Source organism: Mesorhizobium sp. Z1-4, assembly GCF_004000235.1.
GTDB lineage: Bacteria > Pseudomonadota > Alphaproteobacteria > Rhizobiales > Rhizobiaceae > RCIO01.
In genome coordinates this window covers 55,647-73,504 of record NZ_RCIO01000002.1, presented here as the reverse complement: position 1 = coordinate 73,504, position 17,858 = coordinate 55,647, and the positions used below count along the sequence as shown (strand labels likewise).

The 17,858-nt window shown below is 62.8% G+C and carries 19 protein-coding genes and 2 riboswitches; of the genes, 12 read left to right on the top strand and 7 right to left on the bottom strand.

Going from position 1 to position 17,858, the window contains the following annotated elements; genetic code table 11:
- The first annotated feature begins 46 nt into the window (after nucleotides 1-46).
- On the top strand, nucleotides 47-622 hold the full coding sequence (locus EP165_RS07335) for a YdcF family protein (protein WP_245440073.1): 576 nt from the start codon (nucleotides 47-49) through the stop codon (nucleotides 620-622).
- Nucleotides 623-700: 78 nt separating this feature from the next.
- Nucleotides 701-1,501 carry a lysophospholipid acyltransferase family protein gene (locus EP165_RS07330; protein ID WP_127521017.1) on the top strand — a complete coding sequence of 267 codons (801 nt, stop codon included), beginning with the start codon at nucleotides 701-703 and terminating at the stop codon, nucleotides 1,499-1,501.
- 2 nt (nucleotides 1,502-1,503) lie between these two features.
- Here EP165_RS07330 and EP165_RS07325 read toward each other — a convergent pair whose 3' ends face one another.
- Nucleotides 1,504-2,022 (bottom strand): gamma-glutamylcyclotransferase, encoded by a 519-nt coding sequence (locus tag EP165_RS07325; protein ID WP_127521015.1) that lies wholly within the window; start codon nucleotides 2,020-2,022, stop codon nucleotides 1,504-1,506.
- 79 nt (nucleotides 2,023-2,101) lie between these two features.
- Between EP165_RS07325 and EP165_RS07320 the strand changes: the two genes are divergently transcribed.
- A complete protein-coding gene (locus tag EP165_RS07320) occupies nucleotides 2,102-3,094 on the top strand; it encodes a DUF2125 domain-containing protein (RefSeq protein WP_127521013.1) in 993 nt (330 codons plus the stop codon).
- Nucleotides 3,095-3,102: 8 nt separating this feature from the next.
- On the opposite strand, the gene EP165_RS07315 is transcribed toward EP165_RS07320, so the two are convergent.
- The gene (locus EP165_RS07315) at nucleotides 3,103-4,056 is read right to left on the bottom strand and encodes a prephenate dehydrogenase/arogenate dehydrogenase family protein (protein ID WP_127521011.1); all 954 of its coding nucleotides are present in this window, start codon (nucleotides 4,054-4,056) and stop codon (nucleotides 3,103-3,105) included.
- Nucleotides 4,057-4,059: 3 nt separating this feature from the next.
- Nucleotides 4,060-5,157: a histidinol-phosphate transaminase gene (gene hisC / locus EP165_RS07310; protein ID WP_127521009.1), complete on the bottom strand. Its 1,098-nt coding sequence runs from the start codon at nucleotides 5,155-5,157 to the stop codon at nucleotides 4,060-4,062.
- Nucleotides 5,158-5,237: 80 nt separating this feature from the next.
- Nucleotides 5,238-5,315: riboswitch (SAM riboswitch) on the top strand.
- Nucleotides 5,316-5,393, top strand: a riboswitch (SAM riboswitch).
- 38 nt (nucleotides 5,394-5,431) lie between these two features.
- Here hisC and metA point away from each other — a divergent pair.
- Nucleotides 5,432-6,358, top strand: a complete 927-nt coding sequence (gene metA, locus EP165_RS07305; protein ID WP_127521007.1) for a homoserine O-acetyltransferase MetA — start codon at nucleotides 5,432-5,434, stop codon at nucleotides 6,356-6,358.
- Here metA and EP165_RS07300 read toward each other — a convergent pair.
- Nucleotides 6,355-7,425, bottom strand: coding sequence for an NAD(P)H-dependent flavin oxidoreductase (locus EP165_RS07300; protein WP_127521005.1), 1,071 nt, complete (start codon nucleotides 7,423-7,425; stop codon nucleotides 6,355-6,357). The two genes, metA and EP165_RS07300, sit on opposite strands and share 4 nt — an antisense overlap.
- Nucleotides 7,426-7,438: 13 nt before the next feature.
- The gene (locus tag EP165_RS07295) at nucleotides 7,439-8,209 is read right to left on the bottom strand and encodes a class I SAM-dependent methyltransferase (RefSeq protein WP_127521003.1); all 771 of its coding nucleotides are present in this window, start codon (nucleotides 8,207-8,209) and stop codon (nucleotides 7,439-7,441) included.
- A gap of 106 nt (nucleotides 8,210-8,315) precedes the next feature.
- On the opposite strand from EP165_RS07295, the gene gloB reads away from it, so the two are divergent.
- Both gloB and EP165_RS07285 read left to right on the top strand, forming a co-directional pair.
- Complete coding sequence (gene gloB, locus EP165_RS07290) at nucleotides 8,316-9,083, top strand: hydroxyacylglutathione hydrolase (RefSeq protein WP_127521001.1); 768 nt, start codon at nucleotides 8,316-8,318, stop codon at nucleotides 9,081-9,083.
- A gap of 2 nt (nucleotides 9,084-9,085) precedes the next feature.
- The gene (locus EP165_RS07285) at nucleotides 9,086-9,529 is read left to right on the top strand and encodes a cupin domain-containing protein (protein ID WP_127520999.1); all 444 of its coding nucleotides are present in this window, start codon (nucleotides 9,086-9,088) and stop codon (nucleotides 9,527-9,529) included.
- On the opposite strand, the gene EP165_RS07280 is transcribed toward EP165_RS07285, so the two are convergent.
- Together EP165_RS07280 and yddG are read right to left on the bottom strand one after the other, a co-directional pair.
- On the bottom strand, nucleotides 9,526-10,194 hold the full coding sequence (locus EP165_RS07280; protein ID WP_127520997.1) for a lysoplasmalogenase family protein: 669 nt from the start codon (nucleotides 10,192-10,194) through the stop codon (nucleotides 9,526-9,528). The genes EP165_RS07285 and EP165_RS07280 overlap by 4 nt on opposite strands.
- A 4-nt stretch (nucleotides 10,195-10,198) precedes the next feature.
- Nucleotides 10,199-11,089, bottom strand: a complete 891-nt coding sequence (yddG, locus tag EP165_RS07275) for an aromatic amino acid exporter YddG (RefSeq protein WP_127520995.1) — start codon at nucleotides 11,087-11,089, stop codon at nucleotides 10,199-10,201.
- Between the two features lie 528 nt (nucleotides 11,090-11,617).
- Here yddG and EP165_RS07270 point away from each other — a divergent pair.
- The 6 genes from EP165_RS07270 to phoB all read left to right on the top strand — a co-directional run bounded on the left by EP165_RS07270 (nucleotide 11,618) and on the right by phoB (nucleotide 17,810).
- Nucleotides 11,618-12,661, top strand: coding sequence for a substrate-binding domain-containing protein (locus tag EP165_RS07270; RefSeq protein WP_127520993.1), 1,044 nt, complete (start codon nucleotides 11,618-11,620; stop codon nucleotides 12,659-12,661).
- A gap of 63 nt (nucleotides 12,662-12,724) precedes the next feature.
- Nucleotides 12,725-14,185 (top strand): phosphate ABC transporter permease subunit PstC, encoded by a 1,461-nt coding sequence (gene pstC, locus EP165_RS07265; RefSeq protein WP_127520991.1) that lies wholly within the window; start codon nucleotides 12,725-12,727, stop codon nucleotides 14,183-14,185.
- The gene (pstA, locus tag EP165_RS07260) at nucleotides 14,182-15,537 is read left to right on the top strand and encodes a phosphate ABC transporter permease PstA (protein WP_127520988.1); all 1,356 of its coding nucleotides are present in this window, start codon (nucleotides 14,182-14,184) and stop codon (nucleotides 15,535-15,537) included. The genes pstC and pstA overlap by 4 nt, the downstream gene beginning before the upstream one ends.
- 92 nt (nucleotides 15,538-15,629) lie before the next feature.
- On the top strand, nucleotides 15,630-16,376 hold the full coding sequence (gene pstB / locus EP165_RS07255; RefSeq protein WP_245440102.1) for a phosphate ABC transporter ATP-binding protein PstB: 747 nt from the start codon (nucleotides 15,630-15,632) through the stop codon (nucleotides 16,374-16,376).
- A gap of 23 nt (nucleotides 16,377-16,399) precedes the next feature.
- Nucleotides 16,400-17,107 (top strand): phosphate signaling complex protein PhoU, encoded by a 708-nt coding sequence (gene phoU / locus EP165_RS07250; protein ID WP_127520986.1) that lies wholly within the window; start codon nucleotides 16,400-16,402, stop codon nucleotides 17,105-17,107.
- A 13-nt stretch (nucleotides 17,108-17,120) separates the two neighbouring features.
- Nucleotides 17,121-17,810, top strand: coding sequence for a phosphate regulon transcriptional regulator PhoB (gene phoB, locus EP165_RS07245; protein ID WP_127520984.1), 690 nt, complete (start codon nucleotides 17,121-17,123; stop codon nucleotides 17,808-17,810).
- Nucleotides 17,811-17,858: the final 48 nt, after the last annotated feature.

The window sequence follows — 17,858 nt, the reverse complement described above, 5'->3', positions numbered from 1 at the left end:
GGCGCCCGGATCCGAGACCCCATCGCACCGACACGGCAAAGCGTTAGTGCGCATTGCCGGTTGGGCGGCCGTCGCGGTGGCCGCCGCGTTCGTTGCTGGCTTCATTTTCTTCTCAAATCACGTCAGCGACCTCGAAACGCCCGGCAATCCGGACGAAGCGGAATCGATAATCGTACTGACGGGCGGGCACTACCGCCTCGACGCGGCGGTCGACCTCTTGCGCGAAGGGAAGGGCCAGCGGCTTCTCATCAGCGGCGTAAATCCCGTCACAGACGCGGATGACCTGCAGCGCGCCACGGGCGCCGCGCAGGCGCTGTTCGATTGCTGTATCGACATCGATCATGCGGCGCTGAACACCATCGGCAATGCAGCCGAAAGCGCCAGGTGGGCAGCCGACAACGGCTTCACCAGCGCCATTCTGGTCACCAACAATTACCATATGCCGCGCAGCCTGCTCGAAATGCGGCGGGCCGACGCCACCTTGCGCATCGTACCTTATCCGGTCGTCAATACGTCGCTCAGCGGAGGCGAATGGATGCGCAACCGCGAAGCGCTGCGTGTGCTGTTCACCGAATACACCAAGTATCTGGCCGCGCTCATGCGCGGCGCGTTCGGCAGATAGCAGCCTGTCGGCTGCCGAGGCTTGGCCATTCAGACCTCATGATGTAACCACGTCGGCACCGAAACGGGTGCGCGGTCCATGCTCTACATTCGTTCGCTGGCCTTCAATGCCGCGTTCTATCTCAACCTGATCGTTCAGATGATCCTCTGGACGCCGTTCTATTTTCTCGCGCCCCGCCATCTCGCATGGTTCGTACCGAAATTCTGGTCGCGCACCGAGCTTTGGCTGATGAAGGTGCTCGCGGGTACACACAGCGAAATCACCGGCCAGGAAAATCTGCCGGAAGGTTCCTACATCCTGGCCCCGAAACATCAGTCCTTCTGGGATACGATCGCCTTCCTGTCCGACATCCGCGACCCGCTCTACATCCTCAAGCGCGAGCTCCGCTGGATTCCGTTTTTCGGCTGGTACGTCATGAAGATGCGCATGATCCCCGTGGATCGCGGCAAACGCTCGCGCGCCCTCAAGGACGTGATCGCCCGCACGCGCAAGGAAATGCGTCGAAACGACCGCCAGCTGATCATCTATCCTGAAGGAACGCGCCGTCCACCTGGCGCTGAACCGGCATACAAATGGGGTATCGTTGAGCTCTATGCGGAGCTGAACCTGCCGGTCGTGCCGGTCGCACATCAGGCCGGGCTGTGGTGGCCGCGCCGCAAGTTCCTGCGCCACCCCGGTACAATTCGTGCCCGCTTCCTGCCGCCGATTCCGCCGGGCCTCGGCAAGGAAGAGTTCCACGCCCGTCTCGTGGCCGAGACCGAGGCCGCCTGCGACCAGATTCTTGTCGATGCCGCTGCAGCGCCGGACGCGCCGCCAATGCCGGAAACGGCACGCAAGCGGCTGGCCGAACTGGGGGGCACGAAATCCGCAGGCGCGTAGCGTCAGTCGGAAACCTTGCTCGCAACGGCCTCCAGCCAATGGTCCCTGATCGACAGCGCCCTCAGGTGTTCAACGGTATTGAGCACATACTGCTCGTTCGGCCCCGACTGGCCGGCAGCACCGGAGACGCGCGCCGCGGCATGCTCGACATCCAGTGCGCCGGCATATTGTTCATGTGCCCGGTCGACGATGTAGCAGACAGCCTGGACCAGCTCGCCCGTCGCGAGCCGTACGGGCAGCACCCGTTCAAGATAGACATTGGTCACCAGCTCGCGCGCCCGCAGCGCGGTCATAACTTCCTGGCGCAGCCCACCGGGAACACGGAACGCCAACCCGACGCACGAGCCACCACGGTCGAGCCCGAGCACAAGCCCGGGCCGCTCCGGCGTGCCGCGGTGAACATAGGAGGCAACACACAATGCGCGCCGGTAGCCGAACAGGCGCGCGCGGCTGGTCTCAACATGGGCAAAACCCGGCCGCCAGATCAGCGAACCGTAGCCAAAGACCCAAAAATCGCCCATATGCCCTTGTCCCGGAAAGTTGAATGCGGCTTGCCGGCAAGTGGCAGCCTGCGGGCACCGGGTTAACGAGGCCATCAGCATGACGTCAAGCCGTACCGGCTCAACTGGCACCGCGCGCCGTTTCACCTGGCTTGCGGCCGCTATTGTTGCTGCGATCGCGCTCTACAGCGGCGGCTGGTATTTCGCAGCCCAAAGCCTGACCACTGAGGCGAATGCCGCGCTGAAGCGCTTGAGCGGTAACGGCGACCGGGCCAGCTGCGAAAACATCGAAGCGCGCGGTTACCCGTTCCGCATCGGTCTGTTTTGCGATTCGATATTCGTGGAACGGCGCATCGACGGCTTTGCCCTGCAGGCGGGTGCTCTGCGCTCGGCGGCCCAGATATACGCGCCACGCCAGGTTGTTGCCGAACTCGACGGTCCCGCCCGCATCAATGCGCCGGGTTTGCTGCCGCTGAAGCTGAACTGGGAAAGCGTGCGCGCCAGCGCGCGCCTGACGACGCAACTGCCCGAGCGCGCCTCGCTTGTCGCTGGCCGGCTTAAGGTAGACATCGATGAGCCCGGCGAAACGGAAGGCGAGTTCCTGCGTGCCCGGGAGCTGCAGCTCCATTTCCGTCCAGCCGGAAACGACATCGAGCTTGGCTTGCGCATCAGCGGCGCCGAGGCCGGCGACACGCTACCGGGCCCAGACCTTCCGCCACTGTCGGGCATTGCCGACATCGCGATAGACAACGGCGTGGACCGTTTTGCGCGCGGTGCCATCACCTTGCTGGGATCGAGCTACGTCGTTAAGCGCCTCGACCTCACATTCGAAGGTGGTGGAAGTGTCTCTGTCGCCGGTCCGGTCGCCATTGGCCAAGACGGTTTGATCGATGCCACACTCGAAATCCACACCGGTGAAACCACCCGGCTGATGGAGGTCCTTGCGACGGCCTATCCGCATTTGAGTTCCCAGCTTGCGGCGCTGTCGGCGGGGCTTGCCGCACTCGGCCCGGATCAGTCGCTGCCGCTCAGAATACGCAAGGGTGTAGCGATTTTCGGCTTTATCGAACTGGGCCGGATACCGCCGCTCTAGTCGATGCCTCAAAAATCCGAGGAATAGGGCCTCGCGAGCGCCCGGTCCGATTTCATGGAATCGGGCTTCGGCTGCAGCGAGATATGCTCTTTTTCGATCACCTTGCGGCGCGTCAGCCGGCTGGTCGACAGAAGCTCCACCAGCTTGTCACCGTCCTCGTTGGCGATCGCCTCGGCAAAGGCTTCGAGGTCGCCCTGGAACCGGCGCAGGATTTCCAGCACCTGCTCCTTGTTGCCAAGAAAAATGTCGCGCCACATAGTGGGGTTGGACGAAGCGATACGCGTGAAATCGCGGAACCCGCCGGCCGAAAACTTCACGACATCCGAATTCGTCTCGCGCTCGAAGCGAAGTGCGGTATGGAAGATCGAATAGGCCGCGACATGCGGCAGATGACTGGTAATGGACAGCACGTAGTCATGATGCTGCGGCGTCATGATCTCCGCCTTGGAGCCCAGCGCCTCCCAGAATTGCGTGGCTTTTTCTATCGCGCCCGCGTCGGCTCCTTCCGGCGGCGTCAGAATGCACCAGCGATTGATGAAAAGGCTCGGCAATCCGGCTTCGGGCCCGGATAGCTCGGTTCCGGCAAGCGGGTGCGCAGGAACCAGCGCAATATGCTCCGGCAATTGCGGCACGATGGCATCGACGACCGACGCTTTCACCGATCCTACGTCGGACAGGATCGCGCCGGCCTTCATTGCAGGCGCAACCTGCAGCGCAACCTGGGCGATCTGGCCCACCGGCACGCAGATCACGACGAGGTCGGCATCGGCAACCGCCTCGGCGGCCGTCTCGGTCACCCGTGCTTCGCCGAGGCCGAGTTCGCGCACGCGGCGCCGTACCTTGTCCGAGGCGTCCGTCACCGCGATCTCGCGCGCAATGCCGCGCTCCACGGCCGCGCGCGTGATCGATGAGCCGATCAGTCCCTGCCCGATAACGGCAAGTTTTCCGATAATTTGTGCCATGGCCTATTTGCCCAGCAATGCGCGCAGCGCCTCCACAACGCCGCGATTGGCCTCAGCCGGCCCGATTGTCATCCGCAGCGCGTTAGGGAAACCATATCCGGTCACCCTGCGCAGCACAAACCCGCACTCGGTGAGATAGGCGTCCGCCTCCTCGGCGCTCGTGCCGGAGCCGTCGAAGTGAATGAGAACGAAATTGCCGACACTGGGCGTCAGACGCAGGCCCAGGCCGGTAAGTTCCTGGTTCAGCCAGGCAAGCCATTCGTCATTATGCGCCACGGCCTTTTCGACATGCGCTCGGTCGCCGGCCGCTGCCACGCCGGCAGCGATTGCCAGCGAGTTCACGTTGAAGGGACCGCGGATACGGTTCAGCGCGTCGATGATATGCGCCGGCCCGTAAACCCAGCCGATGCGCAGCGCCGCAAGGCCATGGATCTTCGAGAAGGTGCGCGTCATCACCACATTCTCGTTCGATGACACCAGCTCGATGCCGCACTCATAATCATTGCGGCGCACATATTCGGCATAGGCCGCGTCGAGCACCAGAAGCACGTTCTTCGGCAGTCCTGCATGAAGACGCCGCACCTCATTCACCGGCATGTAGGTGCCGGTGGGGTTGTTGGGATTGGCCAGGAAGACAATCCTGGTCCGCTCCGTCACCGCGGCCAGGATAGCGTCGGCGTCGGCCCGCTCATCGGTCTCGGGCACTGAGACCGGAACGCCGCCCGCCGCCTGAATGTCGATACGATAGACCAGAAAGCCATGCTCGGTGAAAATGCCTTCGTCGCCCGGCTGCAGATAGGCCTTGGTAAGCAGCGAGATCGCCTCATCCGAACCGTTGGTGCAGACGATGTTGGCCGCATTCAGCCCGTGCGCGGCAGCAATCGCCTCGCGCAGCGCGGTGGATGCGCCATCGGGGTAGATTTCGGCGCGATCGAGCAGCTTCTGCGCCGCTGCACGCGCGGCCGGGGAAGCACCCAAAGGGGATTCGTTCGACGAGAGTTTGTAGACTTTCGCGGCACCTGGCGCGCCATCTTTGCCGGGCACATAGGCGGCGATATCCATAATGCCCGGATTGGGCTGTGGGCGGTTTGTCTGGTTCATCTGGGAAGGTCTCACAAAGATCGCCATCGCCTCTATCAGAGCTTTTGCGTTGACGCAAAGCCGACCCGGCACTAGAAAAACGTCGAACCCGTGGTGATTTGGCCGGTCGGCTTGCAGCCACGTTACACAAGTCGCTAAAGGACCGTGTGAACCGGCCAGCGATTTGCGGNGGTGATTTGGCCGGTCGGCTTGCAGCCACGTTAAACAAGTCGCTAAAGGACCGTGTGAACCGGCCAGCGATTTGCGGCCGGTTTTTTTGTTTGGAGTTGGCACAATGCCGATCAGGATCCCCGATCAGCTTCCCGCCCGGGATATTCTGGTACGCGAAGGCGTGTCCGTGATGGATGAGCACACTGCAATGCGCCAGGACATCCGGCCCATGCAGATCGGCCTGCTCAATCTGATGCCGAACAAGACGCGCACCGAAACCCAGCTCGCACGCCTCCTGGGCGTGTCACCGCTTCAGGTGGAGCTCACGCTGGTGCGCATCGGCGCGCACCGCGCCAAAAACACGTCGGAAGAGCACCTGATCTCGTTCTATCAAACCTGGGAAGAGGTCGCGGACCGCAAGTTCGACGGCTTCATCATCACAGGAGCGCCCATCGAGCTGCTGCCCTTTCACGAGGTTACCTACTGGGATGAGCTGACGCGCATTCTCGACTGGACCAAAACCAATGCGCATTCGTCCTTCTTCATCTGCTGGGGCGCGATGGCTGCCGCCTGGCACTTTCATAAAGTGCCCAAATACACACTCGACAAGAAGGCGTTCGGCGTGTTCAGGCACCGCAATAACGCACCCGCCTCGACTTATCTTGCGGGTTTCTCCGACGACTTCGCCATTCCTGTTTCGCGCTGGACCGAGGTGCGCTCAAGCGACATCGCCGCTGTGCCAGACCTGGAGCTTTTGATGGAGTCCGATCAAACCGGCCCATGCCTGGTTTCGGAAAAGACCTGTAACCGGCTCTATATGTTCAACCACATCGAATACGATTCCACCTCGCTCAAGGAAGAGTATGACCGCGATGTCGCCGCCGGTACGTCGATCGAGGTTCCCCACGAATATTATCCGGAAAACGATCCCGGCCGGAAACCGCTCAACCGCTGGCGCTCGCATGCGCATCTTCTGTTTGGCAACTGGCTGAACCAGGCCTACCAGACCACACCCTACGATCTGAACGAGATCGGGAAGGACGGCGGCTAACGGCGGCTCAGCAACCGCAGCGTCTCAGCGGCCAGATCCCGCGTGAACTGGCCTGCCGGCTGCGCCGCGCCCAGAGCCGCCGCCTGCCCGGCCCATAGCGGCGAAAAATCGACTGAACCAGCGGCCTCGGCATGTTTGCGCAGCGGTGCGATTGCGCCCGTCGCCAGCGGAAATGCCGGAGCCTCGAGGCTCATCGGTCCCACTTCGCGCACAATGCGATTGACAAGCCCGCGCGCCGGCCGGCCGGTGAACACATTGGTGAGTACCGTACGGTCATCCCGGGCCTCGGCCAGCGCGGCGCGGTGTCCCGACGAGGTCAACGCCTCGGGGCTTTGCAGATAGGCGGTACCGATCTGCACTGCCGCCGCACCCAGCATGAACGCCGCGGCTACGCCGCGATGATCGGCAATGCCGCCGGCGGCAATAACAGGCACCGATACCGCGTCCACGACCTGCGGCACCAACGCCATCGTACCCGGCTGCGAAGCGATATCGTCTTCCAGAAAGATGCCGCGATGGCCGCCAGCTTCCGCACCCTGCGCGATGATGGCGTCGCATCCATGCGCTTCGAGCCAGCGCGCCTCCGCAACGGTCGTTGCCGACGCAATCACCTTGGCGCCGGTTGCTTTGACGCGGCCCAGCAGGCTCGGTTCCGGCAGCCCGAAATGAAAGCTCACCACCTCGGGCCTTGTTTCCTCGACCACTTCGCAAGCCGCTTCGTCGAACGGGTTGCGGCCGGGGCCGGCCGGAATGTTATCTGCATCAAGGCCGAATTCGGCATAATAGCCCGCCAGCCGCCTGCGCCAACCGGCCTCGCGCGCAGCGTCCGGTTCCGGGTTGGTATGCGTGAAGAAATTGAGATTGACCGGCCGGTTGGTGCGCTGGCGGATCACACCCATCTCGGCGCGTATTTTGTCGATCGAGAGCATCGCGCAGGGCAGCGCGCCGAGCCCGCCGGCCTCGCTCACCGCGATGGCCAGCTCGGAACCATGCGAGCCAGCCATTGGCGCCTGCAGGATCGGCAGTTCGATGCCAAAGAGATCGGTGATGCGGGTATCGGGCCACATGGCAATCGTCCTTTCAGGCGCCGCTGCGCGACAATGGCTCAGACGTTTCGGATAGCGACCGCGTAGCGCCTTGCGGCGCCAGCACCGGCACAAAAACCCGCCGCGAAACGCGTTGTGCCACCGGCAGACCCTGATAGAGCCGCTTCTGCGCCTCCACCACGATCACGCCCGAGAAGATCGGCCAGAAGCGTCGCCCGGCTTTTTCGAGCAGCTGATAGAATCTGAGCGCCCAACGCCGCCGCGACGGCGGAAAGTGCAGTGCCTCGGTCCAGGCGCCCGGCGTGAAGTTCGTCTCGCGCAAGAGCTCGGTGAGCTGTCCGCGCGAGAACGGGCGACCGGTGCCGAAAGGCGTATGTTCGAAACGCGCCCATACACCGCGCCGGTTCGGCGTCACGATGACGAGCCGCCCGCCCGGCGCCAGCACCCGCCAGACCTCTTTTAGAGTTTCTCTTGGGTTTTCCGCATGTTCGAGCGCATGCACCATGATCACGCGGTCAATGGACGAATCGAACAGCGGCAGCTCTTCATCGAACACCAGCGCCGTGGCGGATGGCCCCTGCGCCGGCCAGTTTACCGCGCCCTGTGCAGCCGGCATGAAGGCCAGCACGCGCTCCGCATCCGGCTTGAACCGGTCGAGCCAGGGTACGGTATAGCCCAGTCCCAGGACGCGTTCGTTTTTTGATTTTGGACATACAGACGACAGCGCGAGCGAAATGGAGCGCTCGGCCAGCCGCCCGAGCAGCGAGCCATAGAAATTGCGCAGGTCGACGATATCCGAGAACATATCGCCGAAGCTATATACGCAGCATCCGCTGTTCAACAGACCACAGCCCGGCAGTCATTGTCTTTATATCCGCGCTCACTATGTTGGCCGCGACAGGAGACACCGCATGACACTGGAAATTGAGCAATTCGCCTGCCGTGACGACAATTTCGGCATTCTCGCCCGCAACAAAGAGACCGGCACGGTCTTTCTGGTCGACGCACCGGAAGAAGCCGCGATCATGCGTGCCATCGAGCGCACCGGCTGGAAACCTGATGTGCTCCTCATCACCCACCACCACCCCGATCACGTCGAAGGCAATCTGGCGCTCAAGCAGCGTTTCGGTCTCGTCATCATCGGCCCGGAAGCCGAAAAGTCGAAAATCCCCGGCATCGACCGCACCGTGAAGGACGGCGAAACGATCGACGTCGCCGGTGAGCCGGCCCGCGTCATTTCCACGCCCGGCCACACTGCCGGTCATGTAAGTTATTATTTTCCGGACTCCGGCATCGCCTTTACCGCCGACACGCTTTTTGCGCTGGGCTGCGGCCGCCTGTTCGAGGGAACGCCGACCGACATGCTGGGTTCCATGCGCAAACTGGCCGAACTGCCGCTCGAGACGACCGTCTATTTCGGCCACGAATATACGCTCGGCAATGCACGTTTCGCCCTTACCGTCGACCCCACCAACTCCGCGCTCAGGGAGCGGTCAGAACGGATCGGGAAGTTGCGGGCTGAAAACAAGCCGACAGCTCCCACCACCATCGGCGAGGAGATGGCGACAAACCCGTTCATGCGCTGGCACGACCCGGCGATCCGCCGCAATCTGGGCATGGAAGACGCTTCCGATGAGGCAGTGTTCGCTGAAATCCGCAAACGCAAGGATCTGTTCTGACGATGGCCGCAACCGCCGATGCGGTGATTGCCCGGCTTGGTCTCGAACCGCATCCCGAAGGGGGCTGGTACCGGCAGACATTCCGCGACAAGCCGCCGGGCGGCACGCTCGGCGAACGCGGTTATTCGACCGCCATCTATTTCCTGCTCAAAGCCGGCGAACAGTCGGCCTGGCACCGCGTACGCGACGCTGCCGAAGTCTGGCACTTTTATTCCGGCGCGCCGCTTTGCCTCGAGATTGCTGACGCCGATGGCAGGGGTGCGCATTCGCTGACGCTCGGCCCCGACATCGAGACCGGGGCCCGGCCGCAGCACATCGTGCCGGCAAACTGGTGGCAGCGCGCACGAAGCCTCGGTGACTGGACGCTGGTTGGCTGCACGGTGGCGCCTGGCTTCGAATTTGCAGGTTTCGAGATGGCAGCGCCGGACTGGGAGCCGGTATCCTAAGCCAGCAATACGCCGAGCGTGATGACGAGTTGCGCGGTGTAATAGAACACCCAGACTGCGTACCCCGCCCAGATCTCGTGGGGAGATGTTTCCGCCATCAGATATTTGCGGATCGCCAGGATCGCGTCGGAGACAATGAAGAGCGTTGCGCCGATTGCGATCGCGTAGCCTGGCACCGTAACGGAAACGACGCCCATCGCCACAATCGCCAGCGTGTAGACGATCACCGGTATTCGCATAGCGTCCGGAAGAGCAGGCAACAGGCGCATCAGCAGCAGGGCGGCAGCAACTACGATCGCTCCCGCCCAAACACAGCGCAACGGCTCCGCGATCAGTATGCCCGCGCCGGCACTGCCGGTGACGAACAGAACGACATAAAGCAGATGCGCGATCAGGAAGGCGATGAGCCCCGGCAGGAACCAGCGTTCCTCTTCCGCGGCCAGAGCGGCATCGCCTGCCGCGCTTGCCATCAGCGCCAGCGCCAAAAGCAGCGGCCCGCCTGCGGAATATGCAAGCAGGCCGAGCAGGAAAACACCCGCGGTCTTGGCTATAGTGCGCCGCCACGAGGCGGGACGATGAACCATGAAGCCAAAGAGGATCGCCGCCACCGCCGAAAGAAGCAGCAATCCGTTCTCCGTTGCTTCGATCCCACCTGCGAAGGGCATAACCTCAGGCCTCCGCCGCGCCCGCCGGGCGCCTGTGGCCGATCATGTCTTTGGCGGCCAGCGCCGCGCCGACGGTGATCAGCACGCAGGCGGCGAGGATCGTCGCCGTGGCCGGTGCCCGTCCTGCCGCGATCAGAACCAGCGTCGAAAGCAGCGGGGCAGCATAGCTCGCCGCCCCCAGCACCTGAATGTTGCCGCGCTTCACTCCGAAGTCCCAGGCGTAGAACGCCGCCCCCACCGGCATCAGCCCCAGACCCGCGACCGCCAGCCATTGCATCGGGTCAGCCGGCCATACAGTTTCCTCAAGCGCCAGATGACAAAGCGCCGAAAGCACCGCCGCCGCGGCACAGAACCAGGTCACGATCGTCGTCGGCACCTCGACGAAGCGGCGCGACAAGAGCGAATAGCCCGACCATACGAAGGCGCAGGTGAAAGCTGCCGCGTAGCCGGTCGCGAAACGCGCATCGAATGCAACCCCGCCGCCATTGGTTACGATCAGCGCCGTGCCGCCAAGCCCAAGCAGAGCACCGCCAACGTGATGCCATCGCAGCTTTTCGCCGGGCATCAGCGCCGAGCCGACAACGATGAACAGCGGCCACAGATAGGCGATGAGGCTGGCTTCCGCCGCCGGCGCGTTCCTGAGCGCGGTGAAATAGAAGAAATGATAGCCGAATAAGCCGGCTATACCGACCGCCCATGCGGCAAGCGGCGGGCGCGCAGTCGGCGCCTCACTCTTCATCACCGCACGAAGCGCGAAGCCGAGCGCAGTGCCCAGCGTGAAGCTCATTGCCGAAAGCTGGAACGGCGGTATGTGCCCCGAGGCATCGGTGAAAAGGGCAAGCAGCGCCCACATGATGACCGCCGAGAAGCCGATTGCCGTGGCCCGCGCCGTCATGAAACTCTCTCCGTTGGTGCCCTGGACCAGCATCGAAATGCTGCAAAACCGGACCTGATCCCATATGGTGCGATCGCGCAATAGTCGCGCGCGACCATTCCTTGGACAATACCACCGCGGACGGGGGTTTTCCGGTTCGCAACTTCCGGGCAGGAGAGGCGGCCCGCTGATCCAGTGACGGGATCACTTTGAGCCCCAATGTGTCCCGTTCCGGCCTTGTGTCGGGGTCGGCGGCGGTTGCAGCCAAGATACCGCGCTCCTGCCCGGCTTTTTTTCTGAACATCGCCAGCTTGCACCGAACGCCCCGCCAGCGCCCGGCGGGCAGCGGCCAAGTCACTGATTTTGGCCGATGAAATGCAACGCCGACAAAGTTCCCCGGCAACCGATTCAGATTGCACGGTTTTCTTGCCGGCAGGGCTGCAATGCCGGCTACACAAATCTGTCATCGAACTGTTACACAGGGTCGATATGGCCTGCCCTGTCGCCAAGAACGGCGGCAATCTCGAATTCCGAACAGGAGTAGGCTCCATGACGAAAATCCTTCTCACGGCATCGGCCGCGGCGATTGCCGTTGCGATGTCTGCTGGCTCCGCCGCCGCGCGCGACCAGATCCAGATCGCCGGCTCGTCGACCGTTCTTCCTTACGCGTCGATCGTTGCCGAAGCTTTTGGCGAAAACTTCGAGTACCCGACCCCGGTGGTTGAATCCGGCGGTTCGGGCGCAGGCCGCAAGAAGCTCTGCGAAGGCGTAGGCGAAAACACCATCGACATCGCCAACTCCTCTTCGCGCATCAAGCAGTCGGACATCGATCTGTGCGCCTCCAACGGCGTCACCGAGATCCAGGAAGTCCGTATCGGCTATGACGGCATTGTCTTCGCTTCCGACATCAACGGCGAAGCATTCGCATTCACCCCGGCTGACTGGCACGCCGCTCTGGCCGCCAAGGTCGTGAAGGACGGTCAGGTCGTCGACAATCCGAACAAGACCTGGGCCGACGTCAACCCGGACCTGCCGGCACAGGACATCCTGGCCTTCATCCCGGGCACCAAGCACGGCACCCGCGAAGTATTCGACGAGAAGGTCATTCTGGACGGCTGCGAGGAAAACGGCACCATGGAAGCCCTGATGGCTGCCAATGGCGGCGACGAAGATGCCGCTGAAGACGCCTGCACCACGCTGCGCACCGACGGCGTTTCCGTCGACATCGACGGCGACTACACCGAGACGCTTGCCCGTATCGACGCCAACAAGAACGGCATCGGCGTGTTCGGTCTTTCGTTCTACCAGAACAACACCGACAAGCTGCAGGTCGCGACGATGAACAGCGTCGTGCCTTCGGTCGAGTCGATCGCCTCCGGCGAATATCCGGTCTCGCGTCCGCTCTACTTCTACGTGAAGAACGCGCATCTCGACGTGATCCCGGGCATGCAGCAATATGTCGAGTTCTTCGTTTCCGACGAAATCGCCGGACCTGACGGCCCGCTGGCCGCCTACGGCCTCGTCTCCGATCCGGAGCTCGCCAAGACCCAGGAAATGGTCGCCAACCGGACCCCGATGGGCCCGCTGAAGTAAGCGTACTAAAGTATCGGGCGGCGCCTTCAGGACGCCGCCCGATTTCAACGGGGCGGACGTGGCATGACACCTGGCATTCTCGCACTAATCGTGCTGGCGCTTACGATCGTCGGCTACATAGCCGGCCGGCAGCGTGCCCTGGCGCGATCCTCCGCCTCCGGCGAACGCCTTCACTCCCTGCCGAACTATTACGGCCAGAGCGTTGCGCTTTTCATCGCCATCCCCGCCTATTTTCTCCTGGGCGCATGGCTGTTTCTCCAGCCGGTCTTCATTGAAAGCCAAGTCAGCACGCAGATCCCCGACAGCGCCATTCCGGAAGGCAGCGTACGAAGCCTCGTGATGTCCGATGTCCGCCGCATCGCCGACGGCCTCGACATCATCGTCGACCGGGGTTCGCTCACCGAAACCGACCTCGCCGGCCTGAGCGCCGAAACGACCAGCATCCGCGACATGCTCGCCAATGCGGGCGTGGCGCTCGGCTCAGACGTATCGGTGCCTGTTTTCGAGGCCGCCAAGTCATATCGTGCGATCGGCAAGACCGGCGCCTTGGCGCGCAACATACTGGTGCTTGCCGCCGCGATCGGCTTTGGCCTCTGGGCATGGAGCCGAATTCACCCCGCCATGCGGGCGCGCAATGTGAGCGAAACCTTCATCCGCGCGCTGCTGATGGGCTCGTCGCTCGTCGCCATTCTCACGACATTCGGCATTGTCGGCTCACTGCTTTTCGAGACGCTGAACTTCTTCGGCATGTACCCGGCGAGCGAGTTCTTCTTCTCCACCGTCTGGGACCCGCAATTCCGCGGCGGCTCCGATCTCGGCATCATCCCGCTTCTTTGGGGCACGTTCTACGTGTCGCTGGTGGCGCTGATCCTGGCCGTTCCAGTCGGCCTTATGATCGCGGTCTACCTGTCGGAATATGCCGGCCGCTCGCTACGTGGCTTTGCCAAGCCGGCCATCGAAATTCTGGCAGGCATCCCGACCATCGTTTACGGCCTCTTCGCGCTCATCACGGTCGGCCCGTTCCTGCGCGACTGGATCGCCCAGCCGCTTGGCCTCGGCAGTTCGTCATCCTCGGTCATGACCGCCGGCCTGGTCATGGGGATCATGCTCATTCCGTTTGTGTCGTCTCTCTCCGACGACATCATCAACGCCGTGCCGCAATCGATGCGTGACGGCTCTTACGGGTTAGGCGCCACGCAGTCGGAAACGATCCGCCGTGTCATCATGCCGGCAGCACTTCCAGGCATCGTGGGGGCGGTTCTACTGGCCGCCAGCCGCGCCATTGGCGAAACCATGATCGTCGTCATGGGTGCAGGTGCGGCCGCCCGGCTCGACCTCAACCCCTTCGAGGCCATGACCACCGTCACCGTGAAGATCGTTTCGCAGCTGACCGGCGATACCGAATTCGCCAGCCCGGAGACGCTGGTCGCCTTCGCGCTCGGCCTGACGCTGTTCGCCTTCACCCTCGGCCTCAATGTTCTGGCGCTCTACATCGTGCGCAAATACCGGGAGCAGTACGAATGACCGACGTCACCGCAGCATCTCCCGCTGCCGCGCAGCTAAAAGGCGGCTCGCTATACGAGCGCGGCGAACGCACGCGCCGCCGTCATACCGCCGAGCGCCGGTTCCGCGCGCTCGGCCTGGCGGCTGTCACCTTCGGTATTCTGGCGCTGTTCGGCCTCTTGGGCTCGATCCTCTACAACGGTACGTCGTCCTTCTGGCAGACCTACGTCACGCTCGACATCTATCTCGACCCGGCCAAGCTCGATAAGTCCGGCAATCGCGACCCCGAAGAGCTGCAGAAGCTGACGACCTTCTCGTATGCGCCGCTGATCAGCGCAGCCATGGCGGCGAAGATGGAAGGGGCCGGAATCGAGATCGAAGGCCTGAACGCCAAGGCCGCAGCCGAGATCGTTTCCAAGGAAGCGCCCGCCACGCTGCGCAATGCGGTGCTGGCAGACCCCTCCATGATTGGCGAAACGGTTACCTTCGAGCTTCTCGCCAACGGCCGTGTCGACGGTTACTACAAGGGCCGCGTGACGATGGCGTCGGCCGAACTCGACCGCAATGTCTCGCCGCAGCAGCTGATGCTGGCCGACGCCCTGAAGGACGCCGGCGCCCTGTCGACGCGCTTCAACTTCGCCTTCTTCACTGCGCCGGATGCCTCCGACACCCGGCCGGAGGCCGCCGGGCTCGGTGTCGCGATTCTCGGCTCTGCATATATGATGCTGATCGTGCTGGCGCTGGCGCTTCCGATCGGCGTGGCCGCCTCGATCTATCTGGAAGAGTTCGCACCGCAGAACTGGCTGACCGACATTATCGAGGTCAACATTTCGAACCTCGCAGCCGTGCCTTCCATAGTCTTCGGTATTCTGGGCCTCGCCGTCTTCATCAACTATGTTGGCCTGCCGCAGTCCGCCCCCATCGTCGGCGGTCTGGTGCTGACGCTGATGACGCTGCCCACCATCATCATCGCCACGCGCGCAGCACTCAAGGCCGTGCCGCCTTCGATCCGCGAAGCCGCGCTTGGCGTCGGTGCATCGAAGATGCAGACGATCTTCCACCACGTGCTGCCGCTGGCTGCGCCCGGCATTCTCACTGGCACGATCATCGGCCTTGCCCAGGCGCTCGGCGAAACTGCGCCGCTGCTTCTCATCGGCATGGTGGCCTTCGTGCGCGAATTCCCCGACGCACCGCCCGGCGGCCTGTTCGACCCCGCCGCGGCCTTGCCGGTCCAGGTCTACAACTGGACCCAGCGCGGCGACCCCGCCTTTGTCGAACGTGCATCGGGCGCCATCATCGTGCTTCTGGTGTTTCTCATTGTCATGAACGGCATCGCGATACTTCTGCGCCGCCGCTTCGAACGTCGCTGGTAATGGAATCAAGGTCCATGAACATGTATTCAAACGATCAGGTGGCTTTGCAGGCTGGAGACGTGGCCGTGGCAGACACGAAACATTCGGTAAAGATGCGTGGCGACAAGGTCTGCGTCTTCTACGGTGAAAAGCAGGCGCTTTTCGATGTCGATCTCGACATTCGCGAAAACCAGGTGACTGCGCTGATCGGCCCCTCCGGCTGCGGCAAGTCCACCTATTTGCGCTGCCTCAACCGCATGAACGACACCATCGATATCTGCCGCGTCACCGGCAAGATCACGCTGGAAAACGAAGATATCTACGACAAGGCCGTCGATGTTGTTGAGCTGCGCGCCCGTGTCGGCATGGTGTTCCAGAAACCGAACCCGTTCCCCAAGTCGATCTTCGAAAACATCGCCTATGGCCCGCGCATTCACGGCATCGCCCGGAACAAGACCGACCTCGAGGAGATCGTGGTTTCAAGCCTGCGTAAGGCCGGTCTGTTCGAGGAAGTGAAGGACCGTCTCGATGCACCCGGAACGGGCCTCTCCGGCGGACAGCAGCAGCGTCTTTGCATCGCACGCGCCATTGCCGTGTCGCCCGAGGTGATCCTCATGGATGAACCGTGCTCGGCTCTTGACCCGATCGCAACCGCCAAGATCGAGGAACTGATCGACGAACTGCGCGAAAACTACACGATCGCCATCGTCACCCACTCCATGCAGCAGGCGGCACGCGTTTCGCAGCGCACTGCGTTTTTCCACCTCGGCGTGCTCGTGGAAGAAGGTCCGACCGACCAGATATTCACCAGCCCGAGGGAAAAGCGCACCCAGGATTACATCACCGGCCGCTTCGGCTGAGATCGACCACACGAGGACCTGTTATGGGCGAGCACACCGTCACCTCCTTCGACGAGGAACTGGAACATATCGACCGGCTCATTCGCGACATGGGCGATCTTGCCTGCTCGATGGTCAAATCGTCGACCGGCGCGCTGGTCAATTCGGACAACGCGCTTGCACAGCGCATCATCTCCGACGATTCCGTCATGGATGCGCGCCAGCGCGAACTCGACGAGGCATCCATCACGCTGATCGCCAAGCGCCAGCCCATGGCGCTCGATCTGCGCAGCGTGGTCGGTGCAATCCGCATGGCGGCCGATCTGGAGCGCATCGGCGACCTCGCCAAGAACATCGCCAAGCGGGTCGGCGCAGTGGTGCAGACGCCAACGCAGAAATCCTTGGCGCTCTCCATCGAAACCATGTCGGAAATGGTACTGGTGCAGGTGAAGGGCGTGGTCGATTCCTATGTTGCCCGCGACGCCGAAGCGCTGCGCGAGCTGCGCAACCGCGACGAGAAGATCGACATCAAATACACCGCCGTGTTTCGCGAGCTCCTGACCTATATGATGGAAGATCCGCGCAACATTACCGCCTGCACGCATTTGCTCTTCTGCGCCAAGAATCTGGAGCGCATCGGCGACCACGTCACCAACATCGCCGAAAACGCGTATTATACGGTCACCGGCGAGCAGCTTCCCGCGCAGCGTCCCAAGCAGGACGAAACCGCCATCGCGGCGCTCGCGGAATAATTGGAAGACACCGATGATCGCTCCGAAAGTGATGGTTGTCGAAGATGAGGAGCCGCTATGCGTGCTGCTCAAATACAACCTTGAGGCCGAGGGATATCAGGTCGAGATCGTCAATCGTGGCGACGAGGCCGAGCTCAGATTGCAGGAAAGCACGCCCGACCTCCTGGTGCTCGACTGGATGGTCCCGGCGATCTCGGGCATCGAGCTCTGCCGCCGTCTGCGCATGCGCGCCGAGACCGAGCGGCTGCCGATCATCATGCTCACGGCACGCGGTGAGGAGAGCGACCGCGTGCGCGGCCTGGCCACCGGCGCCGACGACTACCTCGTAAAGCCCTTCTCCACGCCTGAGTTCATCGCCCGCGTCCGCGCGCTCCTGCGCCGCGCCAAACCCGAGGTGCTGTCGTCGGTGCTCAAGGTCGGCGACATCATGCTCGACCGCGAGGCCCACCGGGTCTACCGCAAAAAGAGTGAAATCCGGCTGGGGCCGACCGAGTTCCGGCTGCTGGAATTCATGATGCAGCATCCCGGCCGCGTCTTCTCGCGCGCCCAGCTGCTCGACAATGTCTGGGGCGAGACGATCTATATCGACGAACGCACGGTCGACGTGCATGTCGGCCGCTTGCGCAAGGCGGTCAACACCGGCCGCATGCCAGACGTCATCCGCACGGTGCGCGGCGCCGGCTACGCCATCAAGGAAGCATAGTCCCCTCGCCCCTTGTCGCCATCGGCACTGCCGTGCTTAGCTGCGGCA